Source organism: Bacillus sp. MM09(2025) (assembly GCF_050496725.1).
Classification (GTDB): Bacteria; Bacillota; Bacilli; order Bacillales; family Bacillaceae; genus Bacillus; species Bacillus pumilus.
Genome location: NZ_JBNWEN010000004.1, coordinates 1556743 through 1582788 on the forward strand (window position 1 = coordinate 1556743; position 26046 = coordinate 1582788).

Consider the following 26046-nt stretch of genomic DNA (forward strand, 5'->3'; position numbering starts at 1 on the left):
ACCAAATATAGTTAATAGAGCAACGAATAAAGGTGAGTATGTAGCAAAATCCTGCAGAATAATACACTCCCATTCTATTAGAGTTGGTTACAAATAGAATCAAAAAAATTAAATATCTTTTATACTGTTAGCTCCTCCGAATAATATATTATCGTCTTCAATTTTGAAAGCATGTTTTTTAGGTATTTGCAAATTAGTATTTACCCTATTGATAAAACTGTGCTTGGATGCCTCATCTTTAGCGTAATCTACAATTATAATTTTAAACGGAATTGGATTTTCCTTCCTTCTTGAAAATTTTAACCTTTCTGAAATAGCTTTATTTATATGATTATCCCTAAAGCTATAACCTATTATATATAATTCATCACAAAGGTTATCTTCAATTACCATGCATTTTTTGAACTCATTGTAATAAAAATGGAATGGGTTTTGTTGGACTTTGAAACTCTTCCCACCTCCGGTAACTATAGAAGGAACTACACCTTTTTCAAATATGTTTTCATAAAGATCACTGTTTCTTAAAGATTCTGTAGTTATTTTAAAAATACGTCCAGTTTTGATATCTTTAAAGGACGATAAAGAACCATGTAAATGATGCAGTCTTATATTCTTTTCATAATTTTCAGGATGTATCTGTTTACTTCTATCTGGATCAAAGTAATATTGATAATCATTATTTATAACAGGCCATTTTTTCCCTCTATAATGAAAGTCTGCAAATTGCTCTTTTCTATAGTAAGTTAATAAAATTGTTTCTAGTAGTAAATCAAAATTTAATGTAAACAAATCAACATGTTCGGAAGAATCAATGATCTTTGTTAACCAATCCACAAAAGGCTGTAATTTATCAGAAATATCTTTTTGCCGAACATTGTTAATTATTAAATCAAGAATTGAAGATGTATATTGATGAATTACTATTTGTACTGCTTCAATATGGTCAGCTAATTCATTGTTATTCAGTCTATAAGAATTTAAAAAATTCTTTCCATTTTCTCCAGTTAAAAATTCATTATAATGCGATAATGAATCGTAGACTTGTTCAATTGTAGCGATTGCTTCTTCAAAATCTAGTTGTGAATAGTTGTCTCTCATATGATGTTTTATAAATTCTCGATGATTGTCATCCAATCTATCAAAAAACCTTTTGGTTATAGATCCTAATCCAAAATCAGAATTTAAAGCTACTGATAAACCATTTCCTGTTAAAATTGCTCTTCTTGACAAGAATAACTCCCCCTTTGTTTATAACTAACTCTTAATGAATATCGGTAATTAGAGCTTTGTTTTTAACAAAAAAGGGTTTATTTACAAAATGTAAAATTTGTTTTTTGGATTACTATTGTTAGTTTAATTAGTCATATGATGGCACCAGTGGCAAGTGGCATAGCCGATGCTTAACCAGCAAAGGCTTGTTTTCTTTTTTTGCTTTATCAAATGCTTCTTTTCCCCATGGATACCAGTTAACTGGGTTATGGGAGTGTTGGAGAAGGTATGGAGATTTTTCAGTGATTAATCTGTTGGGTTTATTGTTAGTAGACATGGAATCTCCTCCTTTCATATTTATCAAATCTTTTTGAGTGTAATGGGTGATGGGCTTAAGGAATTTCATTTGAATTTAGATAGTACTACTTCAAAAAAGTTACGTAGGATAATAACCGATAGTTCTTTATTTTGAAACTGAGCAAAAATCAAAAAACTATAATTAGGTCAAAGATTTATAGGGACTGCTGTGGAAATTTTAACTTTCGATAGATTTGTTTTCAATTCTTTTATTCACTTCATTAATTATGAAAACCTATATTAATGCCTTTTAAATGGAATTTATTACTATATTTATCTTGTGTGTATTTAATCATTAATAACAAGCTGTTATAATAGCTTTGTGTTTTTATGAAAATATGTGTTAAAAGTGGTGTTGGAAATAAATATATACTATTCATTCTAGTAATCTCTTCGTTTGGTGGAGAGGCACTTTTAGCACATTTAATTTCAATAGGTCTAGCGGTGACTATTACAGGAGTTACTTATGTTGCATAATCTGAGTTTAAGAAGCATAAAAGCACAGACATTCAAAAAATCTAAAAAATGGGTATATGAGAAGGTGTAAATATGTTAGTTATTGATCAAAATCCAAAAGGTGAGCAGTACTCCAAATTAATTGATTTGGCTTTCGAAATTTGTGATGAGTTTCATTTAGTTTTAAGAAAAGATATGGGATCTTTAAAATCTTTTGATTCCTTCCTAAAAAAACTTGAAAGTTCATTGAAAGAGATGAAAGAACAATCAGAATGGGCTAGCACAATGCTATTTAACAATACAGCAAAAGTTTATTACTATTATACAGATAAAAATGCGAAGAGTATTCTAAAAGAATTCGCAAATTCTTTATATGATTGGGAGCAACCAAATTTACCAGAAGACTTGTCCTTCTTCAAAAATGGAGAAGAATGGCTGGTTACTTCTTCTCATGAAGAAGAAAGTTATATAGATACGGAAAATGATACAGAGATACAAAGGATATTAAGTATACCAGAATTAAAAGTACATATGGAAAAATGGGATTAAGGCTATTTAGTATTCAATAATAGTGTATTGATATAAAAGTAAGGAGGCTAATAAGATAGTTTCCTTACTTTTAAAATGTTATGGGCGTTCTCATTTATTTCTTAATTAAGATGTATTGTTTGTGTTCCAATAGAAGATTTGAACTTTAAATGTTTCCCAAATTGTTGAGTCTTGAAATTAATAACTAAATCCAAACTCTCATCCTTATCTTCATCCTCAAAACCGTCTAAACAGGAATATAATTAATATATCAGATAGCTGAGGTCCGTGATCAATTGTCTGTGAGGTATTACCATCATGAAAAGTCAAGGGCTATAAACCCTTGATCAATTCATTGTATTCTTTTCACTACTTCAATCGTAATGTTTTAATAATATGGCTGAATTATGTCCTCCAAAACCAAAAGAATTGGATAGCCCGTATTTCAAAGGAAGCTGTCTCGCTTCTAATACAACGTCTAAGTTGCAATCTGGATCTTGTTTCTCTACATTAATAGTGGGTGGAATCATTCCTCGTCTCAAACTTTCCACTAAAGCAATGGCTTCTACTCCACCGGCAGCACCAAACATATGCCCGGTCATTGACTTGTTCGCCGTTGTTGGAATTTCACGGGAACGTTCACCAAATAATGTCTTAATAGCAAGAACTTCTGAACGATCCCCTACTTGTGTACTTGTTGCATGAGCGCTAATAACATCGATTTCATCCGTTGATATATTTGCACTTCTCAATGCTTTTTTCATGGCTAAGTAGGCACCCTTACCTTCTGGGTGTGATGCTACCATATGGTGAGCATCTGAACTAGCTCCGTACCCCACAACTTCACATAGTATCGGCGCATCTCTAAGAATAGCGTTTTCTAATGATTCTAATACTAAGATACCTGCACCTTCACTCATAACAAATCCATCTCTATCTGTATCGAATGGACGGCTGGCTCGACTTGGATCTTGGTTTCTAGTAGATAGTGCATGTGCGTTTCCAAAACTAGCTAAAGATATCTGTGAGACGGCAGCTTCTGCTCCACCGGCAAATATAATATCTGCATCATCATTTCGGATCGCATTGAAAGCTTCACCGATAGAGGTGTTCCCAATAGAACAAGCAGTGACTGGTGACATTGATGGCCCTTGTGCCCCTAATTTTATGCTGATTTGGGCAGCAGCTGCATTTGAAATCATCATGGGTACAAGGCTGGGGCTTACTCTCGAGGGGCCTCGTTTATCTAATACATTCACGTTATCAACAAGCGATTGGATGCCCCCGATTCCTGAACCAACATATACGCCTAAACGTTCAAGATCAACATGGTCTAACTGTAATTTTGAATTTTTTAATGCTTGTTCGGCTGCTGCTAAGGCAAACTGACTAAAACGATCTAATCGTTTTGCTTCTTTTCTCCCCAATATTTCATCTGCATCGAAATCACGAACGATTCCAGCTATTTTTGTTTTATAATCAGTCGTATCAAAAGAATCAATGAGAGATATTCCCGATTGTCCTTTTATTAGTTGATTCCAAAAGCTATTTACATCATTTCCTAGTGGAGAAATAACTCCCATTCCAGTAATGACAACTCTTTTCATGATCATTCCCTCCTTGTTTTTATTAACTTTAGCCATTGTGTTATCCTATTACAAGTTGTTGTTTATCCTAGTATAATTAATACTCTTTTAAAGGGAGATCTGAATGAAACCTGAAACTAGACTTCAAGCATTATCAGAATTTCTAAAGAATCAACGTTCGAAAATCACGCCTCAAATGGTTGGTTTACCTGTAGGAACCCGAAGAAGAACACCAGGACTTAGAAGAGAAGAAGTAGCTCAACTAGCCGGTGTGAGTCTTACTTGGTATACATGGTTAGAGCAAGGCAGAGATATAAAAGTATCTACTTCGGTATTAGATGCTATTTCTCGTGCATTACAATTAAATAATGATGAAAGGAGATATTTGTACGCTTTAGCGTTAGAGGAAGGTGTGAAACAATCTTTTATCATTGAGGATGAGAAGGAAATCAGTCCGGCTTTAGTGAAAATGTTGCAGGAGCTTCGTTATTGCCCAACGATTATTTCTGATAGAAGAAGTCAGATTGTTGGGTGGAATCAAGCAGCAGCTAATGTCTTTTTGGACTTTGAACAGATCATCCCGGCAGAAAGGAATATCATACGCTTACTATTCGCAAGAAAGGAATTTAAAAGTTTAGCGGTGAATTGGGAGCATTTTGTTAGAGGATATATCGCCATATTTAGAACGTATTATGGACAGTATATGGCTGATGACTGGTATGAGCAATTTATAGAAGAAATGGAGCAGGCATATCCTGAGTTTCGTAAGATATGGAATGAAAATGAGATCAGCTATGCGCCTGAAGTATTAATTGAGTTTCGTCATGCTAAGGCAGGGAAAATGTTGTTTAATCTCACTTCATTACAAGTGTATGGGGATACTGATTTAAGATGCAGTGTCTATACTCCAGTTGAGGATACTGAAACGGAGCTTAAGTTAAAACGTTTAATTGAAGGGTAGCTATTGTTGAGAGTGTATAATTGATTTGAGGGATACTTCCTTCACAGTGGTTAGATTATAGTGGTTAACTACGGTAATGATAAGACAACGAAGTATTCAATACCAATAGAGATTTTTGAAAAAGTTTACGAGGATTTATAAAGAGGTAATTGAGATTTTCTACTTTCTCTATAAAAGAAAAGGGCAAGTCGTTTGACTAAATACCTCTTAGGGTATACTATCTGTCATAGAAAGAATAGAAAGGAGTCCTTATTCATGGAGTATAATCAGCAGATGAAGAATCGTCTTCGCCGGATTGAAGGGCAGATTAAAGGGGTTCTTGCGATGATGGAGCAAGGCAAGGATTGCCGCGAGGTGGTCACGCAGCTGTCTGCATCACGTAATGCCATTGATCGGGCAATGGGTGTGATTGTGAGTACAAACCTTGAGCAATGTGTTCGTGACAGTCTTGAACAAGGCAAGGATACGGAAGGTCTTGTAAAAGAGGCAGTTGAGCTATTGGTGAAAAGCCGGTAAGAAATTCCTCAGCCTTTGGAGGTTGACGGATTTTTTTACTTGATGTAATATACCCTTACCGGTATATGTATATATTTTTTATTTTTATATACCCCCATAGGTAATTGTTGAAGGAGGAGCAGAATGGAAGAACAGAAAAAACGCACGACGATTGTGTTATTCAGTGGAGATTATGATAAAGCGATGGCAGCTTACATTATTGCCAATGGTGCAGCAGCTTATGATCATGAGGTGACCATTTTCCATACTTTTTGGGGACTGAATGCCTTGCGTAAGGATGAGATGGTACCGATGAAAAAAGGATTTTTAGAAAAAATGTTCGGAAAGATGATGCCGCGCGGGGCTGATCGCATGGGGATTTCCAAGATGAATTTTGCGGGAATGGGACCGAAAATGATTAAGCATGTGATCAAAAAGCACAATGCCATGACTTTGCCGCAGCTCATTGAGATGGCGAAGGAGCAGGATATTAACCTCGTGGCATGTACAATGACGATGGATCTTTTAGGATTACAGGAGAAAGAATTATTAGATGACATTCAATATGCTGGTGTAGCGGCATATTTAGCAGAGGCTGAAATCGGACGTGTGAATTTATTTATCTAGTGAGGTGAAGCAGGATGGTGCAGACGATTTTACTCATCATCGTAATTGGATTACTCGTGAGCCGTTTTTTGCCGGTACGAGGTGTGAAGCAAATGGATGCAGCTCATATGAAAAAGAAGCTGAAAAGCAAAGGTCAACAGCTCATTGATGTGCGATCTCCTAGTGAATTTCAAACAAATCATATCAAAGGCTTTCAAAACATCCCGCTGTCTCATTTGAAGAAACGAGCTTCTCAGCTTGAGAAAAATGAAGAGGTCTATGTGATATGTCAAAGCGGAATGAGAAGTATGCAGGCGGCTAAAATATTGAAGAAGCAGGGATTTACTCAGATTACAAACATCAAGGGTGGCATGAATGCTTGGCATTAAATGCGTAATAAAATATACCCCCACCCCTATATAAAGGAGGACAAGACATGCAGCAACCAACTGTCATTTTAGATGCAAAAGGACTGGCATGCCCGATGCCGATTGTGAAAACAAAAAAACAAATGAATGAGCTCTTGCCAGGAGACATACTGGAAGTGCAAGCCACTGATAAAGGATCAGCAGCGGATCTAGCGGCATGGTCAAAAAGTGCAGGCCACGAATTTTTAGGAACAAAAGTAGAAGGCCAGGTGCTTCATCATTTGATTCGTAAGGGCGGAGAACAAGAGAAAGAAGGGAAGTCCATGATTTCGGAACTGTCTTTGGAGACTTTTCAACAGAAAGTAAAAGAAGATCCATCTTTGTTTATTTTAGATGTGCGAGAGCTGGATGAATATGAGGCGGGACATATTCCAGGAGCTGTTCATATTCCTCTTGGTGAGGTTGAACAACGTGCGGAGGAATTGAGCCGGGAGACGGACATTTACCTGATCTGTCATTCAGGCAGAAGAAGTGAATTAGCTGCGCAAAAGTTAAAAGAAAAAGGATTTCATCAATTGATGAATATCGTGCCAGGCATGAATAGCTGGACAGGAGCGATTGAAAAATAGGAGCTGAATGAAACATGACGGTAAAAGCGATGACTGCAGAACAGTTAACAAAAAAGATCGTGAACAAGGAGCCGCTCTTTTTGCTAGATGTGCGAAATCAAGCGGATGTGCAGGATTGGAAGATCGAAGGGGAAGCAATCGTTCATATGAATGTGCCTTATTTTGATCTCCTTGAAGGAGTAGAGGTCATTTTGCATGACATTCCTCATGATCGTGAAGTGTTGGTGGTTTGTGCCAAGGAAGGCTCCTCTATCATGGTTGCGGAGATGCTGTCAGAGGCGGGCGGAACGGTCCATTATTTAGAAGGCGGCATGAAGGCGTGGAGTGAGCATCTGGAGCCAGTGAAGATTGGTGATTTAAGCGGCGGTGGAGAGCTCTATCAATTTGTACGGATGGGCAAGGGATGCCTGTCTTATATGATCATGTCGAACGGAGAAGCCGCAATTGTAGATGCAGCTAGAATGACAGATGTTTATATCCGTTTTGCTAAAAAGCATGATGTCTCTATCACCGAAGTGTTGGACACTCATCTTCATGCAGATCATATTTCTGGCGGGAAGAAGCTGGCTGAACAGATTGGTGCTAGCTACTGGCTGCCGCCAAAAGATGCTGAAGAAGTGATCTTTGAATATAACCGTCTTGAAGAAGGACAGCGCATAACGATTGGAGCGGCTCCCATTGATATTCATCCTCTTTACTCACCGGGGCATACAATCGGTTCAACATCTTTTATCGTGGATGATCAATATCTTCTTTCAGGTGATATTTTGTTCGTGGATTCGATTGGAAGACCTGACCTTGCTGGAATGGCGGAGGACTGGGTAAGTGATTTGAGGGAAACACTTTATGAGCGATATGGAGCACTTTCGAAAGAATTGATTGTGTTGCCAGCGCATTTCATGATTATGGATGAAATCAATGAAGACGGAAGTGTTTGGAAGGAGCTAGGCGTTCTATTTGAAGAAAATCATGGACTGAACATAGAAGATGAAGCCGTATTTAGAGAAATGGTCACGAAGAATCTACCCGCACAGCCAAACGCTTATCAAGACATTCGTCAAACCAATATGGGGAAGCTGAGCCCAGACGAAGAAGCGCAGCGTGAAATGGAAATTGGTCCAAACCGTTGTGCGATTCGGTAATGTCCAATAAAATAAGAGGAGAGGAACAATCAAATGACATCAGATCAAATGTTAGACGTAACGGGGCTTGCATGCCCAATGCCGATTATTCGAACGAAGAAAAAAATTAATGACTTGACGGAGGGTCAAGTATTAGAAATACATGCAACAGATAAAGGGGCTAAAGCTGACTTAGCAGCATGGGCGAAGTCAAGCGGACATGAATTGATCACGCAGACGGAAGAAGGACATGTGCTGAAGTTCTGGGTGAGAAAAGGGTCCTAAAGGATGTAGGGGTATCTGCTGAAGATCCCCTTTTCCTTTTGCAAAGGAGGAGACCAGCGTGGATTTTGCGTTTTTGATTACACTTTTTATCATCGGATGTATTGGTTCCTTCTTATCAGGAATGGTGGGGATCGGGGGATCTGTGATTAACTACCCTATGCTGCTTTATATCCCGCCACTGGTCGGTGTGATGGCACTATCGGCTCATGAGGTATCAGGAATTGGCGCCATTCAAGTGCTTTTTTCGACGCTCGGTGGGGTATTGGCCTATCGTAAAAGCGGATTTTTACATCGGTCGTTGATTGTATATATGGGGAGCAGTATATTGGCGGGCAGCTTACTAGGCAGTTATGTATCTCACTTTATGCCAGAGAATGGGATGAATCTCGTCTATGGATTGCTCGCGATTGTGGCTGTGATCCTCATGCTGATTCCCAAAAAGGGACAGCGTGCAGACGCAGAGGGAGAAGTCACTTTTCATAAAGGACTTGCGGCAGGCATTGCCTTTGTGATTGGTAGTGTTTCCGGTGTGCTAGGCGCGGGCGGAGCATTTATATTGGTACCGGTGATGCTGTCTATTTTAAAAATTCCTGTCCGGATGACGATTGCGTCCTCACTTGCAATTACGTTTTTATCTGCGATCGGTGCATCGACTGGAAAGGTATTGACGGGTCAAGTTATGCTTGTTCCTGCGGTTGTGCTGATGCTGGCAAGTTTAATCGCCGCTCCGATTGGTGCTAAGGTCGGTCAGAAAATCAACGCCGTCTACTTACAATGGGCACTTGCTGTGATGATTACGGCGACAGCGGTCAAAATTTGGCTTGATTTATTATAAAGAAAAGACCAACAAAGCAAACGTGTTGGTCTTTTTTATTTGATGTCATCGTGCTCGATATATGTTTCAAGGGCTGGGTGATACTCTTTTTGATAATGAAGGTTGGGGCATGTTTTCACGACTTTGCCTTGCAGGGCATTGGACTTAGAGACTTCTAATGCTGTTTTACATTTAGGGCAGCGTTCGGCAAAAAGTGAGGGCCAGCGCTTCATATATCACCACTCCATTTAAAGTCTTGAAAACCGATTATATTAATGTGAATTATAGGGGATCGTGCTGATGAGGTCAATGGGTGTTTGGGTCTTTTTAACAAAAAAGAAGCATCGTAAAGGATGCTTCTCTTTCGTTTCGATTCTCAATAAGCTTTTGCCCAAAAGACCATATCAGATGCAGGCTTTCCGCAGCAGACACATGTGTCTGAAACAGATTCCTGTTCAAATGGGATACAGCGTGAGGTCGCCCCTGTTCTTTCTTTGATGTCGTTCTCACAAGCTTCGTCACCACACCACATGGCTTTAATCAATCGGTTTTCTTCTGAAAGAATGTGCTCAATGTCTTCGATCGTGTGAGCTTCTGATGTTTTTTCATGTAATCGTTCTTTCGCCTTTTCGTACATCGTCCGTTGAATATCTTCAAGCGTGGATGTGATGGTTTGTTCAAGTGCATCTAAAGTGACAGCTTGCTTTTCACCATTGTCTCGTCTTGCGAGCATCACCTGTCCTTTTTCGATGTCCTTTGGTCCCACTTCAACACGTAGAGGAATGCCCTGCATTTCACATTCGTTGAATTTCCAGCCTGGCTGTTTATCGCTTGCATCAATGTCAGCACGTGCGATGCGGGCGAGTCGTTCTTTCAACTCGTAGGCATGATCGAGTACACCTTCTTTATGAGAGGCGATTGGCACGATTCGCACTTGGGTTGGTGCAATGTTTGGCGGAAGGACGAGTCCTCTGTCATCACCGTGCACCATGATCATGGCACCGATGATTCTTGTGGTAAACCCCCAAGAGGTTTGCTGGACATGCTCTAGCTTTCCTTCACGGTTTAAGAATTCGATGCCAAATGCCTTGGCAAATCCGTTCCCGAAGAAGTGAGAAGTGGCGGTTTGCAGTGCTTTTCCATCATGCATTAAGCTTTCAACCGTATAGGTAAAGCGGGCACCAGCGAATTTTTCCTTCTCTGTTTTTCTCCCTTTAATGACAGGAATGGCAAGGAGCTCTTCGCAAAGAGAAGCGTAGATGTGAAGCATTCTTTCTGTCTCCTCAATCGCTTCTTGCTCTGTCTCATGACATGTGTGTCCTTCCTGCCATAGGAATTCAAGCGTTCTAAGGAATGGACGTGTGGTCTTTTCCCAGCGGACGACATTCGCCCATTGATTATAAAGCTTCGGTAGATCACGGTAGGAATGAATGATGTTTTTGTAATGCTCAGCGAACAGTACTTCAGAGGTTGGTCTGACGCAGAGCCTTTCCTGTAATTTGGATTCACCGCCATGTGTGACCCACGCCACTTCAGGAGCGAAGCCTTCGATATGGTCTTTTTCCTGCTGCAGCAGGCTCTCTGGAATAAAGAGCGGCATATACACATTCTCATGACCTGTTTCTTTGATTTGGCGGTCAAGTTCGTCGCGAATATTCTCCCAAATTTTAAAGCCGTATGGCTGAATGATCATACTGCCTCTGACGCTTGAATAATCGACGAGACGTGCCTTCGTGACAACATCTGTATACCACTGGGCAAAGTCGTCTTTCATGCTTGTGATTTTTTCAACAAATTGTTTCTTTGACATTGCATATTCCTCCTTTTAAAAAACAAAAAAGCTGTGCTTTAAGTTAGGGACCATTCCTGGTGGTACCACCCTAATTTAAAGCACAGCTTTACACTCGATCATGATAACGGTATGAACCGCTGTATGAAACAGAACTAAATCGGCAGGTTCACTTGAAGATGTCAGTAGGAACTTCTCAGCACCGTTCCCTCTCTGTTAAAGGTCAATTCAAGCTACTATTCCAGATCTACGTTGATGAATGTTCGTTGATTTTTCATCAGTTTACCTGTAAATGCAGGAGAAAGCAAGTTGTACTGGTTGTTGTTCAGATTGCTTTGTTTGATCGTGAATTTGCAGTCATTTCCTATTTTTACAGCTTGCCAGTTATGTAAGCATATGCTACTATATTTGAAGAAAAAATAGACTTGTATAACCTCAATAATATGGTTTGAGGGTTTCTACCAGGATCCGATAAATCCTGATTACAAAAGCGTGCTTTCCTTTTTTGTAATCAGGGTTTTTTTGTTTGTCTTCACCCTGTATCAAAAGTGAAAGCGATGATATAGAGAAGGGATGTTAGACATGAACTGGAGAGTATATTTATTAGCCGTTTCTACTTTTGCAGTAGGATTAGTTGAGCTTGTGGTCGGAGGCATTTTGCCAAGCCTTGCAGAGGATTTGAATGTATCGCTTGCGACAGCTGGGCAGCTTATCACCGTATTTGCCATTGTGTATGCCATTTCAGCACCTGTGCTGCTGACTGCCACAGCTAAAATTGAACGAAAGCGTCTTTATTTAATCGCGTTATTGGTGTTTACGATAGGGAATGTCTTCACATATTTTAGTTCGACCTTTGCTCTTGTCATGATCTCTAGGGTATTGATCGCGATGAGCACAGCGCTAGTGGTGGTGTTGTCACTGACGATCACTGCTAAATTGGTGGAACCAGCGCATCGTGCGAAGGCATTAGGGCTGATTTTTATTGGGATTAGTTCTTCACTTGTTCTCGGTGTACCGATCGGTATTTTTATTACAGAGAGCTTTGGCTGGAGAGTGATGTTTTTAGGAATCAGTATTTTATCAGCCATATCAATGGTGCTGATCTATTTCCTATTGGAGAAAATGCCTGTTGAAAAAGTGACGCCTCTTAGAGAGCAAATACGTTCTTTAGGGCATCCGAAAATTTTTAGTGCACACTTGATTAGTTTGTTTATGCTTGCAGGTCATTATATGCTTTATTCTTATTTCACTCCGTTTTTAATGGAAGTACTGCATATGACCCCGTTCTGGATTAGTATTTGTTATTTGGTCTTCGGGATTGCTTCTATTGGCGGGAATGGATTTGGCGGCTGGCTTAGTGACAAGCTGGGTTCAGGGAAAGCCATTTTGCTGGTGACAATCGCGTTTGCAGTTGTGATGTTTATCATTCCTTATACATCGGGCGTGTTTGTCCTCTTTATGATCATGGTTGTCCTTTGGGGAGCGCTTAGCTGGGCATTAACGCCTGCCTTGCAGAGTTATTTGATTCAAACAGATCCTGTGACGTCTGATATTCAGCAAAGCTTAAATACATCGGCGTTGCAAATTGGTATCTCAATTGGATCAGCAGTTGGCGGTGTCCTGTTTACGATGACCGGTTCATCTGTTGATCTGGCGAAATTCGGTGCAGTGTTTGTGCTGATTGCCTTTAGCTGTGCGGTGATTTCGTTGAAAAGACCACCACTTTATATGGATCGTCAGCATCGTGCTGAATAGCTGCCTAATGATAGGCAGCTTCAGCGTGTAGACAAACCCTCGCATTCGTTGTCAGTCCTGCGTGCTGGTGCTCACGAATGTCAAATTCGCTCCGCGCCAGTACTCGTCCTTCCTAGACTTCAAAGGTTTTCTATCACGCTGAAAAGAAGACAAAGGGCTAAAATAAAAATCATTTTAGCCCTTTGTCAACAATCTGTAGCTGCCTCATGATAGGCAGCTTTTTTATGTTCTACTTTATTCTATTCAAAAACAACCATTTCGCCGATTGGTTGGAAGCCTGCACGTTGGTAAATATTTTTGCCGTCAGCTGATGCTTGTAACAGGACGCACTTTTGTTTGTTGTCTGTCTGGGTCAGAAGATAATGAAACATGTCACTGCCAAGTCCCTTTCCGCGGTGCTCTGCCCTTGTGATGACATCATAAATTCCGTAGCTATCAGTTGCTTCGAGTAATAAGCCTGTTGTGACCGGTTTGTGGTCTGCATATCCGACGAACATGCGAACGCGTGATTGTATAGTATCAAGCGAAAAATGCTGGAAATAGTCCTCTAAGGCGATGGCCTCCGGTGACTCCTTGAATAGCTCGATAAAGATATTTTTGTAATCAAGCAGTGTCTGTTCATCAACTGCTTCTTTGATTGTAAGCGGTGAAGATGTAACTGGGTCAATGTCTTCTGTCTGCTCAAGCAACATGATCGTATTGCGTTCAACCTCTCTAAGCTGATATTCCTTTAGTAAATTGGCCCAATCAGGATGAAGCAAACGATGATCCACCCATGTACTGAATGATTGTTTCTGAGACTGCAAGTGTTCGATGGCCGTTTTCACTTTTTGCGGATCTTTGATGTGCGCTGATGTCGGTAATAGCAAATTGAATGTGTCTGTCGATATATGAGTATTGGATAGAACGAAGTCGTCCGTTGCGAGGAAGGTTCCGTTCACAGCTGAAGAAAACAGGTGTATCTTTTCTTCTAATTGTCGAATGGCGATTTGTTGTTCGATTTTCATTAGCTCACCTTTTTCATCAAAAATTGGATGACATCCCCCATGAATTATAGCAAATAAAAGAAAGAGGAGCTGTGACATCATATGTCATCTAGTAGAAAAGTATATACACCATTTTCAGGTCTGATGGCCTGTTCTTTTTATTACACTGACATTTCTTTTGACTCCTATCTTAATTATTAGTACCATTTTATTAACCAGTTAAGAGTGGAGGTTCAGATGGAGACAAAAGAGCAGATTGTTTTAAAAGCGATTCAAGATCTGATTATTCATAGGGAAAAGAGAAGGAATGCCCCAACAGATCCACTGATTACCACGACTGATACACTCAAGCAAGATTGGACACTCACACAGCTACATATTTTATCAATGATTCAAGCCAATCCAAACGAATCAAATAATACATTTCTTTCTCAACAACTGAAACTATCAAAGCCTGCTATTACAAAGGCTGTAAAAAAACTAATTGATAAAGGCATGGTGGACTATTGCCACCGGCAAGGAGATAAAAAATCTGTCTACTATTCATTGACAGAGAAAGGTACGCAATTGGCGGCGCTGCATGATGAACTGCATGAGAAAGCTGTCGCGTCCTACTTAGAATTTCTACAGCAGTTTCATGAAGATGAATTACAAGTCATTGAGCGCTTTTTGAAGGCATGGAAAGAAAAAATATAGATTTAAAAAACCGAAACCATCGTAGAAAAGGAGATGATTTCGGTTTTTTATATGGTAAAATTAACATATATTGGCGCTATTCGTGATCATGTTGAAAGGGAGGGAGCTTCTTTGGGGAAAGAAATGATGGAAAATTTTAAGAAGTACGTATTTATGATGCCGTTCGTTGGATTGTTTGTCAGCTTGCTATTATTTGTTTACTTTTTTGGCATCACAGGAGTTGAAGGATCAATTTGGGCTGCTACTTTATATTGTGCCCTTCCTTTTTTGGTGTACACGATATTCTGTTTGCCGTTAAGTATTTATTTTAAAGTCAGTAAAAAACGCTCAATCCATAAAGAAGAGGAACAGGCGTGATTGTGGTCAGCGCTTGTCTTGCTGGGTTGAAGGTTCGGTATAATGGCAGCCATCGATTAGATCAGCGAATTGAAGAGCTTGTGCAGGAAGGAAAGGCTGTGACAGTTTGTCCTGAACTGCTTGGCGGCTTCTCTACGCCTAGACCTCCGGCAGAAATCATTGGCGGAGATGGATATGATGTTTTACGGGGGCAGGCTGCTGTTGTCGATGTTCATGGAACTGACGTCACAGAGATGTATGTAAAAGGTGCAAAAGCCACACTGGAGCAGATTCAGTCTCTGAAAGCAACAGCGGTTGTGCTAAAAGAGTACAGCCCTTCGTGCGGGAGCCGGATGATTTACCAGGGAGAGTTTAATGGTAAGACAAAAGCGGGAGATGGTGTGACTTCCGCTTTGCTGAAACAGCACGGGATTCAAGTGTTCTCTGAGGAGGACGATTGGATTTCGTTGTTTCTATAGGTGTTTCGTGGAGAGAAGGAGGAGTTAGGTTGAAAAAGTGGGTCATTGGTTTAGTTGTAGTAGTTTTAATAGGAATTGGTATTTATTTTATGATCAATGCCAAAACGTACTCATTCGATGATGTGGTCTCGATTGATCAACATAAGGTGACTTCGATTCAAATTGAGCATGATCATAAACGTGTTGTTTTGGATAAAAAAGAAGAGATTCAAAAGCTGTTGAAGGAACTTTCAGATATGACATTAAAGAAAACCAATGAAGACACAAAAGCCTCAAAAGAGTCTTATTGGATCAGGGTGTATGAGAATAAGAAGGAAACATACGGTCTGACTTTCTATGATCAGGCATTTCTAACGACATATAATTTTTCTAAAAAGAAAGATCAAACAAACGAATACCAAATTGTTGACGCCAATCAAGTCGATATAGGACAATATATCAAATAACACCAGCGAACATTCATGCATGATCAATGGAAAATTCGGGTATAGTGCTTGGTAAGCAAAAATGAAGCGGAGGTTTGTTTGATGAGTGGATTAACAGATACAGTCACATTAGCAAACGGAGTAAAAATGCCGAAGCTAGGCTTCGGTGTATGGCAAGTAAAAGATGGGGATGAGGCTGTAAATGCAGTCACAGACGCTCTTGAAGCGGGCTACCGCAGCATTGATACAGCAGCAGCCTATCAAAATGAAGAAGGAGTAGGCAAAGCCATTCAGCAATCAGGTATCTCTCGCGATGATCTGTTTATTACGACAAAGGTGTGGAATCGTGATCAAGGCTATGAATCAACACTTGAAGCCTTTGAAACAAGTATGAACAAGCTTGGGCTAGATGTATTAGACCTTTATTTAATTCATTGGCCAGTCGAAGGCAAATATAAAGAAACTTGGAAAGCACTAGAGAAGCTGTATAAGGATGGACGCGTTCGAGCCATCGGTGTGTGTAACTTCCACCAGCACCATCTAGATGATCTATTAGAAGAAGCAGAAGTTGTGCCAATGGTCAATCAAATCGAGCTGCATCCAAAACTGACGCAGGAGCCTTTACGAGACTACTGCAAGGAGAAAGGGATTCATGTAGAAGCATGGTCACCATTAGGCAGCGGGAAGCTTCTGAACCATCCTGTTCTTCAGGATATTGCGAAAAAACATGACAAATCCGTGGCTCAAGTCATTCTTCGCTGGGACTTACAGCATGGCATTATCACCATTCCAAAATCTGTGACGAAGAGCCGAATCATCGAAAACACACAAGTCTTCGATTTCGAACTGTCCGCACATGAGATGGGTGTCATCGATCAGCTTAATGAGGATGAGCGCACAGGTCCAGATCCAGATAACTTTGATTTTTAATCAAAAGGAAAGCACAGGTGGGATGCCTGTGCTTTTTTATTTAACGATTTTTTGCGGCTGATACGTTTTCAATGACTTGAATGGCGTCGACAATTTGCTCTATGGAATACTCTCCAATCAGGCAAAAGGTTTCATCTGCACGTGCAGCATGGCTTGCCACTGTTTTTGCAGATTCTTCTAGTTGAGCTGTGATGCCAAGCTCACGCATATTTCTAGGTAATCCGAGTGTTTCATAAAGCTCAAGTAATTCTTCTACTTCGCTCATTCGATTTTCTGCGGCAAGCTGAACAAGAATGCCATAGGCCACTTTTTGACCATGTAACACGTGATGCGTTTCTTCAATAAATGTCAATCCGTTATGGATGGCGTGGGCTCCTGCCATTCTGCCGTAGCGTCCCCCGTACCCGCCGACCGTGCCGGCTAATGTAATAATGGTATCCGTTACATCTGCAAATGCTTGCGAAAGCTGACCCGTTTGCAAGCTGTGGACAGCTTCTTCACTATGGGAAACAAGAATATCTCTCACATATACCGCCTGTTTTAGCGCTGCATGCACCATGAGCGGCAAGGAATTCTTTGCATTTCGAATAATGGCTTCCGCTTCATACCATTTGGCCAGCGTGTCTCCAATCCCACTTTGAAGGTAGGAAAGAGGAGAAGAAAGCAAAAATGTATGATCAATGAGGGTGAGGTAGCTGGACCGTTTATGGTAATCGACTGTCATGAAATTCCCTTTGTCATCATAAATGACGCTAAGCGGTGTAGATGCAGCACATGTCCCCGGGATGGTTGGAACCATGATCACTTCAATTTGAAGAGCCTCTGCTACTGACTTGGCGGTGTCTAAAATCGTACCGCCTCCGATCCCAATGATCACATCTGCCCCTTGCAGTTCTTCTGCAATTCGAGTAATTGCATTGGGTGAACTGTATCCTTTGTGCTGGACAACAGGCCAATGAGACGGAAGCTTTGTGTACTTTGAAAAAGCATGAAATGAATCATATCCCGTCACGACAGCGGGCGACTGGAAGGATGGAGAAACAAGTGAATCGAGTTCATGATAAATGCCTTTTTGAGAAATAAATTGGTTTGGACCGCTTCTGACGATATCTTCTGGCTGGATCATTGCGTTCTACTCCTTTACAACATCATATTTCATAAATCATCTCATTTTACAGAAAGTTCTGTCAAATATGAGAAGAAAGACCCTTCCGTTTTATGGAATTGAGCCGCTGTCATTGCCTTTAGGTATGTATTTCCTGTATGATAAAGAACGGTATGTTTTGATTAAATTTAAGAGGTGTTTATATATATGGAAAAACAATATCGCGTTTTACTTTACTATCAATATGTCCCCATCGAGGACCCAGAAACGTTTACAGCAGAGCATCTAGCATTCTGTAAGGAGCTTGGTTTGTTAGGCCGTATCCTTATCTCAGCAGAAGGCATAAACGGAACGGTTTCTGGTACCATTGAGCAAACGAACAAGTACATGCAAGCATTAAAAGAAGATCCGCGCTTTGCGTCTATGCCGATCAAAATTGACGAAGCAGACGGTCATGCGTTTAAAAAAATGCACGTCCGCCATCGGAATGAACTAGTGAACCTGAGCCTTGAAGATGATGTGAACCCGTTAGAATTAACAGGTAAGCATCTTAGCCCGGTTGAGTTTTACGAGCAAATGCAATCACCTGATACCGTTGTGATTGATGCACGTAATGATTACGAGTTTGATGTTGGCCACTTTAGAGGGGCAGTTCGTCCTGATATTGAGACATTCCGCGAATTACCGGAATGGATTCGTGACAATAAAGAGATTCTTGAAGGGAAAAAAATCCTGACGTATTGCACTGGCGGCGTACGCTGTGAGAAATTCTCAGGCTGGTTAAAACGTGAAGGCTTTGAAGATGTCTCTCAGCTTGACGGCGGAATAGTCACGTACGGAAAAGATCCAGAAGTTCAAGGAAAGCTTTGGGATGGTCAATGCTACGTGTTTGATACTCGCTTAACAGTGCCTGTGAATCAAACAGAGCATGTGGTTGTCGGAAAAGATTTCTTCACTGGTGAGCCTTGCGAGCGTTATGTGAACTGTGCGAACCCTGCATGTAACCGCAAAATGATTGCAACGGAAGAAAGCGAGCATAAATATATGCGCAGCTGCAGCCATGAATGTCGTACGAGTGAACGTAACCTATATGTGAAACAGCACAACCTGTCTGAAGAAGAAGTGCAAGAAAGATTAGCTGTGATTGAACAAGAACAAGCAATCTCACAAGGATAGAGGACTCCTCTATCCTTTTTTCTATACAGAAGAAAGAGGGATTCGTTTCCTCTTTCTTTTTTTGTTTTGTTTTTTTCAAAATAAGGGTAAAGGTAGTTATTCAGTCTAATAGATTGAATCATCGAAAAAGCGCTTTCTTGAGAAATAAGCATGTTCGACTATTTCAGAAAATAGAGAATTGAGAGATAATGAAACAGGCGAAAAAATGAACAAGGGTAAAGATTTAGTTGAAGAAATATTTGTTAATTGAATGAAAAGTGAGCTGCAATGTAAGAAAGGTGCTTACTTGGGCACATGCTTTGTAATTTAATCGAAAGGTGTTATGAACATGAATCATTTGCATCGTAGAATGGGAACTTTCGCTTTAATGATGGTAGGTCTTGGCTCAATCATTGGTTCAGGATGGCTATTCGGTGCTTGGCGTGCTGCTCAAATTGCCGGCCCTGCTGCTATTTTATCCTGGTTGATTGGGATGGTTGTGATTTTATTTATCGCTTTGTCTTATAGTGAACTCGGATCGATGTTTCCAGAGGCAGGCGGAATGGTGAAATATACGCAATATTCACATGGCTCCTTTATCGGGTTTATTGCCGCTTGGGCAAACTGGATCGCTATTGTCTCCGTCATTCCGGTTGAGGCGGTGGCTTCTGTCCAGTATATGAGTTCATGGCCTTGGGAATGGGCTAAGTGGACAAGCCATTTGGTGACAAAAGGGGTGTTGACAACAGAAGGGCTCATGGTCGCCAGTGTGCTTCTTGTGATTTACTTTCTGCTCAATTATTGGACAGTAGGGTTATTTTCAAAAGCAAATACATTCATTACCGTGTTTAAAATTGTCATTCCAGGATTAACAATTGGCGCGCTCTTATTCGTAGGTTTTCATAGTGAGAATTTTACGTCTGGAACAAGTATTGCTCCTAACGGCTGGGCGAGTGTGCTGACAGCTGTTGCGACATCAGGAATTGTGTTTGCCTTCAATGGCTTCCAAAGCCCGATTAATATGGCGGGGGAGGCGAAAAATCCAGGGCGATCAATTCCGATTGCGATTGTTGGATCCATTTTGATTGCGACTGTGATTTATGTGTTTTTACAAATCGCTTTTATCGGTGCTGTCGATCCGTCCATGATTGTGAATGGATGGGGTCATTTGAATTTTAACTCGCCATTTGCTGATCTTGCCATTGCACTTGGGATTAACTGGCTGGTTCTGATTTTATATGCAGATGCGTTTGTATCACCTTCTGGTACAGGAATTACGTATACGGCGACGACGTCTCGCATGATTTATGGAATGGAAAAAAACAAATACATGCCAAGTGTACTTGGTCGTCTGCACCCTATTTATGGCGTGCCTCGTCCAGCGATGTTTTTTAACTTAGCCGTCTCGTTTATTTTTCTGTTTTTATTTAGAGGCTGGGGTGTACTTGCGGAAATCATTTCTGTTGCGACACTTATTTCTTACCTGACAGGTCCAGTAACTGTCATGACACTGAGAAAGACAGGGACAGATTTATATCGTCCCCTTCGAATAAAAGGACTCAGCATCATTGCCCCTCTCGGTTTTGTCTTTGCGTCATTGACGCTGTATTGGGCGAGATGGCCGTTAACAGGTCAGGTGCTATTCATTATCCTCATTGGTCTTCCGATCTATTTTTACTATCAAGCAAAAGCGAAGTGGAAAGGCTTCGGCCGCAATTTCAAGGCGGGTGCTTGGATGGTCGTGTACTTACTTGTGATGATGACGATTTCCTGCCTTGGCAGTGACAAATTCGGCGGTTATAACGTCATTCATTATGGCTGGGATATGGCTCTTATTACAGTGGTTTCTTTGCTGTTTTATATGTGGGCACTCAAAAGTGGATTTGAAACAGAATTTCTAGAGGATGCGAAAAAAATCAATGATGAGCTGCGTACTTCTTCGCAAGAAGCCGCGTCTTCCAAAGAATAAAGGAACGGCTGCCTGAATATGACGGGCAGCCATTTTATTTTGATAAATGATGCATCACATGCTGCCTCAGCCAAGTGGTGACACCGCGTAAAACGGCTGCTGTGACAAATGAGATGAGTACATACTTCCCAAGCTGATTCATACCTTGTCCACTAAGCCAAAACACGATTCCTAGAAAAACGAGTGTGAATAGAAGCATGAAAAGAAATGATGCAGACCAGAAAAAAGCCTTCACTGAAGGTCACCTCCTCGGAGTATTGTATGCAGGCAATTGAAGGATCAGACCAGCTATGACGGGGTAGGATGATAGTGAAATCTATTGCAAAAGTCAGATAAAAACACCAAGTGATTTGACAGTTATGTTAAGATGAGAGCATATTTTGAGTGAAGATTGTGGTTTATAGACGGAGGTGTTTGGGGTTGCAGATACTAAAAGTTCTAAACAATAATGTCATTAGTGTGATAGATGAACAAGGAAAAGAAATTGTCGTCATGGGGAGAGGCATTGCGTTCCAGCGGCGGCCCGGGGACCCGGTAGACGAATCGTTAATTGATAAAGTCTTCCGCCTGGAGGATCACTCTGTTCATGAGCGGATGAAAATGCTGCTTCTGGAGGTTCCGTATGATGTGGTCAAGGTGACCGAAGAAATGATTCAATATGCACATACAAAACTGAACCGAAGATTAAACGAAAGTCTGCATGTATCACTCGCAGACCATATTCATTACGCCATCGAACGATTGAAGAAAAATCATCTCATTGAGAATTCGCTCATTTGGGAGATTAAACGGTTATACAAAGATGAATTTCTTGTGGCAAAGGACTGCCTTGATATGATTGAAGAGCGTCTTCATATTGAATTGCCTGAGGATGAAGCAGGCTTTATTGCCATGCATATCATTAATGCAGAGCTCAATGAGGACATGAATACAACGGTCAATATCACAAAAGAAGTAAACGCCATTCTCACCATTGTGAAATATCATCTCAATATGGAATTTGATGAAGACTCACTCAACTTTTATCGTTTTCTCACGCATTTACGCTTTTTCGTCCAGCGTCTGATTAACGAAACAATGCTTGTCAGTGAAGATCAGGACTTGTATCAGCTGATCAAGGTAAAATATCCGAAGGCATACGAATGTGCAAAGAAAATCGCAGAATATGTCTATCAAACCTATCACCGAGATCTTACATCAGAGGAAATGCTGTACCTATCCATTCATTTGAATCGATTGATCAAACGAGAAAAATAAAGGTAGTTTTTAAAAGAAAGCGTTGACATAAGAAAAGCAGAGTGGTACTATTTGCTCATAAACATAAAAGAATACGGTTTCACAATGATCGTCTTAGAGGATTGTGACTGTTCGGCAGGCAAAACCTAAACGTTCACTGAAAAAGCGCAACAGCAAGTTGTGACTATTTTTGGTGCCCGTTTAGGTTTTTATTTTGCCCAAAAACGTATTTTTTTGAAAAAAAGGGGGTTTTTGTATGAGTTATCGTCAATTAGCAGAAGACATTATCAAACACATTGGCACAGAGAAAAACGTTCATTCACTGGTCCATTGCGCTACAAGACTTCGCTTCACATTAAATGACCGATCAAAAGCAGACAAAGCAGCTATTGAAAAATTAAATGGCGTTGTGACCGTTATGGAAAGCGGCGGTCAATTTCAAGTAGTCATTGGTAATACTGTACCAGAGGTTTATCGAGAGATTGGGGAGTTTACAAATCTATTAGAGGATTCCACTTCTTCATCTGCAAAATCAGGTGGAGAGAGCACGAGCCTTTTCGGAAAATTTGTCGACATTGTCTCTGGTATTTTTACACCACTTCTCGGTGTCATGGCAGGTGCTGGTATTTTAAAAGGTCTATTAGGTATCTGTATCAATGCGAAATGGTTATCACCTGAAGATACGTCGTATCAAATTTTATTTGCTGCGTCTGACAGCTTGTTCTACTTCCTGCCATTACTGCTTGCATTCACTTCGGCGAGGAAGTTTAAAGCGAATCCATTTGTCGCTGTGACGATTGCTGGTGCACTCATTTACCCAACCATTCAAGAATTGTCAAAAGGCGGCGGAGATGTGACCTTCTTCGGTATTCCAGTCGTCTTAATGTCTTATACATCAACGGTTATTCCAATCATTTTGGCAGTGTTTGTCATGGGATATATCGAACGTTTCTTTAACAAAGTCATTCATGAAAGTGTCAAAAACTTTATTACTCCACTGATTTTACTTGTCACGGTTGTTCCGCTGACACTCATTGTATTCGGACCATTTGGTGTGTATGCAGGGGACGGCATTGCCGCTGTCTTGCTGAAAGTATTCTCCTTTAGTCCTACACTTGCAGGTGCTTTAATTGCGATGGCATGGCAGGTTCTTGTGATCTTCGGTATCCACTGGGGTCTAGTGCCAGTCATTTTAAATAATATTGCTGTCCATGGAAAAGATCATATCAAGCCGGCGACTGCGCCAGCTGTATTTTCACAAGCCGGTGCTTCCATCGGTGTTATGCTGAAAACAAAGAATAAAAAGCTGAAATCATTGGCTGGATCGACAGCAGTTTCTGCCGTGTTTGGGATCACAGAGCCAGCTGTATACGGGGTCACACTTCGTTTGAAAAAACCATTTATTGCAGCCGTTATCTCTGCCGGAGTCGGCGGTGCGATCATCGGTTATTCACAAAGTATTGCGATTGCGTCAGGACTTCCAAGTTTACTGACACTTCCGATTTTCTACGGACAAGGGTTTACAGGGTTCATCATCGGAATCTCGGTCTCGTTTGTTCTATCCATCGTCTTGACTTATTTGATTGGATTTAAGGATCCAGTAGATGAAGATGAAACGCCAGCACCGGCTGCGGCACCAACAATGGAAAACGAACATGGGGTCAAAGCAGCTCATGTGAAAAGTCCTTTAAAGGGTGAGGTAATCAAGCTGGAGGAAGTACAGGATAAGGCATTCTCATCTGGTGCACTAGGAAAGGGCGCAGCCATCATTCCATCAGAAGGTAAGCTGTTTGCACCAGTATCAGGAGTCGTGACAACGGTGTTCCCAACAGGCCATGCGTACGGTCTTACTTCTGAAAGCGGAGCAGAAGTGCTCATTCACATTGGACTCGATACCGTACAATTAGGCGGTCAGCATTTTACCCCGAAGGTCGTACAGGGGCAAGCCATCACTGAGGGCGAATTGCTTGCGGAGTTTGATATTGAAGCCATCCAAGCTTCCGGCCTGTCCGTCACAACACCAGTGATTATTACCAATTCAGGTGAGTTTAGCGATATCATAGAAACAGAAGAAAAACAAACCACACCAGGACAATCATTTTTACATCTCGTTTAATGAAGAGGAGGAAGAAATTATGAGATATTCAACACTAGCACCATTTCCAAAGGACTTTTTCTGGGGCGGATCTACTTCCGCCTATCAAGTAGAAGGTGCGTGGAACGAGGATGGCAAAGGACCATCTGTCATTGATATGAGAGCAAGTTACCCTGAAGGGACAACAGATTTTAAAGTGGCAAGCGATCACTATCACCGCTATAAAGAGGATGTGAAGATGTTTGCAGAAATGGGTTTGAAGGCTTATCGTTTCTCTATTGCATGGACACGGATCATTCCAAATGGAGATGGGGAGATCAATCAAAAGGGGATTGAATTCTATCATTCTCTCATAGATGAATTGCGCCGCTATGATATTGAACCAATCGTGACGATGTATCATTTTGATCTGCCTCATGCACTTCAAGTAAAAGGCGGTTGGTCAAATCGCGCGACAGTAGATGCGTTTGAACGGTATGCAGAGGTTCTATTTCAGGAGTATGGTCAGAAGGTGAAATATTGGCTGACCATTAATGAACAAAACATGATGATCTTACATGGATCAGCGCTCGGCACACTTGATCCAAATTTAGAAAATCCGAAAAAAGAATTGTATCAGCAGAACCATCATATGCTCGTCGCTCAGGCAAAAGCCATGACGCTTTGTCATCAAATGCTGCCTGAAGCGAAAATTGGACCAGCGCCAAACATTGCGCTCATTTATCCGGCTTCTCCAAAGCCTGAGGATGTGCTTGCTGCGGCGAATTACAATGCGATCCGCAACTGGCTGTATCTTGATATGGCTGTTTACGGCCGTTATAACAACCTTGCTTGGGCGTACATGAAAGAAAAAGACATTCTTCCTGTGATCGAAGAGGGAGATATGGATATTTTGAAAAGTGCGAAGCCAGACTTCATTGCCTTTAACTACTATACATCTCAAACGGTTGAAGCGAGTAAAGGAGATGGCAACGATGAATTTGCTCGCGGAGGAGATCAGCATTTGAAATCTGGTGAAGATGGCGTATACAAAGGCGGCAATAACCCGTTCTTAAGTAAAAATGCGTTTGGCTGGGAGATTGACCCTGTCGGCTTCCGATCAACGATGCGTGAGATTTATGACCGTTATCAGCTGCCCCTTATTATCACGGAAAACGGATTGGGTGCTTTCGACAAATTAGAAGAAGATGGATCGATTCAAGATGATTATCGAATTGACTATTTAGAAAAGCATATCGAACAAATCAAATGGGCAATCACTGACGGTGTTGAGGTATTCGGGTACTGCCCGTGGTCAGCCATCGACTTAATCAGTACACACCAAGGCTGCTCAAAACGTTACGGTTTTATCTACGTCAACCGTGATGAATTTGACCTGAAAGACCTGAAGAGAATTCGGAAAAAGAGCTCTTATTGGTATGAAACATTGATCGAGCAAAATGGGGAGAACATCGGGAAGTAACAGGAAAAAGCCAGTCACCTTATTAGCGGGTGGCTGGCTTTTTTGTTCGTTCACTTTATCGGCTTGTGTCATTTGTCTACCACAGAAATTTTCAGCAAAATGAAGTTCTAAAAAATAAAAAAATGATTGCGGACACCGCAGCCAAAAAAGAAATTATCTTAAATCCATTGATACACTCATTTTGATTTGATAACCTTTATTTTGGAATTTAAT

27 protein-coding genes, 1 pseudogene, 1 riboswitch and 1 other annotated feature are annotated in these 26046 nt (G+C 40.9%); of the genes and pseudogenes, 20 read left to right on the forward strand and 8 right to left on the reverse strand.

What is annotated here, in order from left to right:
• Positions 1-108 precede the first annotated feature (108 nt).
• On the reverse strand, positions 109-1230 hold the full coding sequence (locus ACQYAC_RS14395; protein ID WP_429943518.1) for an SIR2 family protein: 1122 nt from the start codon (positions 1228-1230) through the stop codon (positions 109-111).
• Positions 1231-1374: 144 nt separating this feature from the next.
• Positions 1375-1546: pseudogene (locus ACQYAC_RS14400) on the reverse strand (DUF255 domain-containing protein); the annotation flags it as partial.
• 569 nt (positions 1547-2115) lie between these two features.
• Here ACQYAC_RS14400 and ACQYAC_RS14405 point away from each other — a divergent pair.
• A complete protein-coding gene (locus tag ACQYAC_RS14405) occupies positions 2116-2571 on the forward strand; it encodes a stage III sporulation protein AH (RefSeq protein ID WP_429943519.1) in 456 nt (151 codons plus the stop codon).
• Between the two features lie 353 nt (positions 2572-2924).
• Here the strand turns inward: ACQYAC_RS14405 and fabF are convergent, their stop codons facing one another.
• A complete protein-coding gene (fabF, locus tag ACQYAC_RS14410) occupies positions 2925-4157 on the reverse strand; it encodes a beta-ketoacyl-ACP synthase II (protein WP_429943520.1) in 1233 nt (410 codons plus the stop codon).
• A gap of 103 nt (positions 4158-4260) precedes the next feature.
• Here fabF and ACQYAC_RS14415 point away from each other — a divergent pair, with 103 nt between their 5' ends.
• From ACQYAC_RS14415 to ACQYAC_RS14450, 8 genes are all read left to right on the forward strand, one after another.
• Positions 4261-5097 carry a helix-turn-helix transcriptional regulator gene (locus tag ACQYAC_RS14415; RefSeq protein ID WP_323641548.1) on the forward strand — a complete coding sequence of 279 codons (837 nt, stop codon included), beginning with the start codon at positions 4261-4263 and terminating at the stop codon, positions 5095-5097.
• 255 nt (positions 5098-5352) lie between these two features.
• Entirely contained in the window at positions 5353-5613 is a 261-nt protein-coding gene (locus tag ACQYAC_RS14420; protein WP_429943521.1) for a metal-sensitive transcriptional regulator, read from the forward strand.
• Positions 5614-5736: 123 nt separating this feature from the next.
• Complete coding sequence (locus ACQYAC_RS14425) at positions 5737-6219, forward strand: DsrE/DsrF/DrsH-like family protein (RefSeq protein ID WP_012008766.1); 483 nt, start codon at positions 5737-5739, stop codon at positions 6217-6219.
• A 14-nt stretch (positions 6220-6233) separates the two neighbouring features.
• On the forward strand, positions 6234-6587 hold the full coding sequence (locus tag ACQYAC_RS14430) for a rhodanese-like domain-containing protein (RefSeq protein ID WP_088003756.1): 354 nt from the start codon (positions 6234-6236) through the stop codon (positions 6585-6587).
• Between the two features lie 47 nt (positions 6588-6634).
• A complete protein-coding gene (locus ACQYAC_RS14435; RefSeq protein ID WP_306011632.1) occupies positions 6635-7195 on the forward strand; it encodes a sulfurtransferase TusA family protein in 561 nt (186 codons plus the stop codon).
• Positions 7196-7209: 14 nt separating this feature from the next.
• Positions 7210-8337 (forward strand): MBL fold metallo-hydrolase, encoded by a 1128-nt coding sequence (locus tag ACQYAC_RS14440; RefSeq protein WP_429943522.1) that lies wholly within the window; start codon positions 7210-7212, stop codon positions 8335-8337.
• A 33-nt stretch (positions 8338-8370) separates the two neighbouring features.
• Positions 8371-8601 carry a sulfurtransferase TusA family protein gene (locus tag ACQYAC_RS14445; protein ID WP_429943523.1) on the forward strand — a complete coding sequence of 77 codons (231 nt, stop codon included), beginning with the start codon at positions 8371-8373 and terminating at the stop codon, positions 8599-8601.
• A 58-nt stretch (positions 8602-8659) separates the two neighbouring features.
• On the forward strand, positions 8660-9436 hold the full coding sequence (locus tag ACQYAC_RS14450; protein WP_058015186.1) for a sulfite exporter TauE/SafE family protein: 777 nt from the start codon (positions 8660-8662) through the stop codon (positions 9434-9436).
• Positions 9437-9471: 35 nt separating this feature from the next.
• Here the strand turns inward: ACQYAC_RS14450 and ACQYAC_RS14455 are convergent, their stop codons facing one another.
• Both ACQYAC_RS14455 and proS read right to left on the reverse strand, forming a co-directional pair.
• Positions 9472-9648 (reverse strand): hypothetical protein, encoded by a 177-nt coding sequence (locus tag ACQYAC_RS14455; RefSeq protein WP_012008772.1) that lies wholly within the window; start codon positions 9646-9648, stop codon positions 9472-9474.
• 143 nt (positions 9649-9791) lie between these two features.
• The gene (proS, locus tag ACQYAC_RS14460; RefSeq protein WP_429943524.1) at positions 9792-11225 is read right to left on the reverse strand and encodes a proline--tRNA ligase; all 1434 of its coding nucleotides are present in this window, start codon (positions 11223-11225) and stop codon (positions 9792-9794) included.
• 42 nt (positions 11226-11267) lie between these two features.
• Positions 11268-11463, reverse strand: a binding site (T-box leader).
• Positions 11464-11609: 146 nt separating this feature from the next.
• Positions 11610-11709, forward strand: a riboswitch (purine riboswitch).
• 77 nt (positions 11710-11786) lie between these two features.
• On the opposite strand from proS, the gene ACQYAC_RS14465 reads away from it, so the two are divergent.
• Positions 11787-12959: an MFS transporter gene (locus ACQYAC_RS14465; protein ID WP_429943525.1), complete on the forward strand. Its 1173-nt coding sequence runs from the start codon at positions 11787-11789 to the stop codon at positions 12957-12959.
• 239 nt (positions 12960-13198) lie between these two features.
• Here the strand turns inward: ACQYAC_RS14465 and ACQYAC_RS14470 are convergent, their stop codons facing one another.
• The gene (locus tag ACQYAC_RS14470) at positions 13199-13966 is read right to left on the reverse strand and encodes a GNAT family N-acetyltransferase (RefSeq protein ID WP_058015297.1); all 768 of its coding nucleotides are present in this window, start codon (positions 13964-13966) and stop codon (positions 13199-13201) included.
• Positions 13967-14182: 216 nt separating this feature from the next.
• Here ACQYAC_RS14470 and ACQYAC_RS14475 point away from each other — a divergent pair, with 216 nt between their 5' ends.
• The 5 genes from ACQYAC_RS14475 to ACQYAC_RS14495 all read left to right on the forward strand — a co-directional run bounded on the left by ACQYAC_RS14475 (position 14183) and on the right by ACQYAC_RS14495 (position 16811).
• Positions 14183-14641 carry a MarR family transcriptional regulator gene (locus tag ACQYAC_RS14475; RefSeq protein ID WP_429943526.1) on the forward strand — a complete coding sequence of 153 codons (459 nt, stop codon included), beginning with the start codon at positions 14183-14185 and terminating at the stop codon, positions 14639-14641.
• 111 nt (positions 14642-14752) lie between these two features.
• A complete protein-coding gene (locus tag ACQYAC_RS14480) occupies positions 14753-14998 on the forward strand; it encodes a hypothetical protein (RefSeq protein ID WP_144463182.1) in 246 nt (81 codons plus the stop codon).
• The gene (locus tag ACQYAC_RS14485; protein ID WP_144463180.1) at positions 14995-15456 is read left to right on the forward strand and encodes a DUF523 domain-containing protein; all 462 of its coding nucleotides are present in this window, start codon (positions 14995-14997) and stop codon (positions 15454-15456) included. Before ACQYAC_RS14480 ends, ACQYAC_RS14485 begins: the two co-directional genes overlap by 4 nt.
• A gap of 29 nt (positions 15457-15485) precedes the next feature.
• Positions 15486-15902, forward strand: coding sequence for a DUF5301 domain-containing protein (locus tag ACQYAC_RS14490; RefSeq protein WP_058015190.1), 417 nt, complete (start codon positions 15486-15488; stop codon positions 15900-15902).
• 81 nt (positions 15903-15983) lie between these two features.
• The gene (locus tag ACQYAC_RS14495) at positions 15984-16811 is read left to right on the forward strand and encodes an aldo/keto reductase (RefSeq protein ID WP_012008778.1); all 828 of its coding nucleotides are present in this window, start codon (positions 15984-15986) and stop codon (positions 16809-16811) included.
• 40 nt (positions 16812-16851) lie between these two features.
• Here ACQYAC_RS14495 and ACQYAC_RS14500 read toward each other — a convergent pair whose 3' ends face one another.
• The gene (locus ACQYAC_RS14500; RefSeq protein ID WP_429943959.1) at positions 16852-17934 is read right to left on the reverse strand and encodes an iron-containing alcohol dehydrogenase family protein; all 1083 of its coding nucleotides are present in this window, start codon (positions 17932-17934) and stop codon (positions 16852-16854) included.
• Between the two features lie 189 nt (positions 17935-18123).
• Here ACQYAC_RS14500 and ACQYAC_RS14505 point away from each other — a divergent pair, with 189 nt between their 5' ends.
• Together ACQYAC_RS14505 and ACQYAC_RS14510 are read left to right on the forward strand one after the other, a co-directional pair.
• The gene (locus tag ACQYAC_RS14505; RefSeq protein ID WP_429943527.1) at positions 18124-19092 is read left to right on the forward strand and encodes a rhodanese-related sulfurtransferase; all 969 of its coding nucleotides are present in this window, start codon (positions 18124-18126) and stop codon (positions 19090-19092) included.
• 328 nt (positions 19093-19420) lie between these two features.
• The gene (locus ACQYAC_RS14510; protein ID WP_058015192.1) at positions 19421-21040 is read left to right on the forward strand and encodes an APC family permease; all 1620 of its coding nucleotides are present in this window, start codon (positions 19421-19423) and stop codon (positions 21038-21040) included.
• A 34-nt stretch (positions 21041-21074) separates the two neighbouring features.
• On the opposite strand, the gene ACQYAC_RS14515 is transcribed toward ACQYAC_RS14510, so the two are convergent.
• A complete protein-coding gene (locus tag ACQYAC_RS14515) occupies positions 21075-21275 on the reverse strand; it encodes a hypothetical protein (protein WP_061406614.1) in 201 nt (66 codons plus the stop codon).
• 185 nt (positions 21276-21460) lie between these two features.
• Between ACQYAC_RS14515 and licT the strand changes: the two genes are divergently transcribed.
• The 3 genes from licT (at position 21461) to ACQYAC_RS14530 (ending at position 25833) form a co-directional block, all read left to right on the forward strand.
• On the forward strand, positions 21461-22297 hold the full coding sequence (licT, locus tag ACQYAC_RS14520; RefSeq protein WP_429943528.1) for a BglG family transcription antiterminator LicT: 837 nt from the start codon (positions 21461-21463) through the stop codon (positions 22295-22297).
• Between the two features lie 235 nt (positions 22298-22532).
• On the forward strand, positions 22533-24392 hold the full coding sequence (locus tag ACQYAC_RS14525) for a beta-glucoside-specific PTS transporter subunit IIABC (protein WP_058015195.1): 1860 nt from the start codon (positions 22533-22535) through the stop codon (positions 24390-24392).
• Positions 24393-24411: 19 nt separating this feature from the next.
• Positions 24412-25833 (forward strand): glycoside hydrolase family 1 protein, encoded by a 1422-nt coding sequence (locus tag ACQYAC_RS14530; protein WP_061406617.1) that lies wholly within the window; start codon positions 24412-24414, stop codon positions 25831-25833.
• Positions 25834-26046 lie beyond the last annotated feature (213 nt).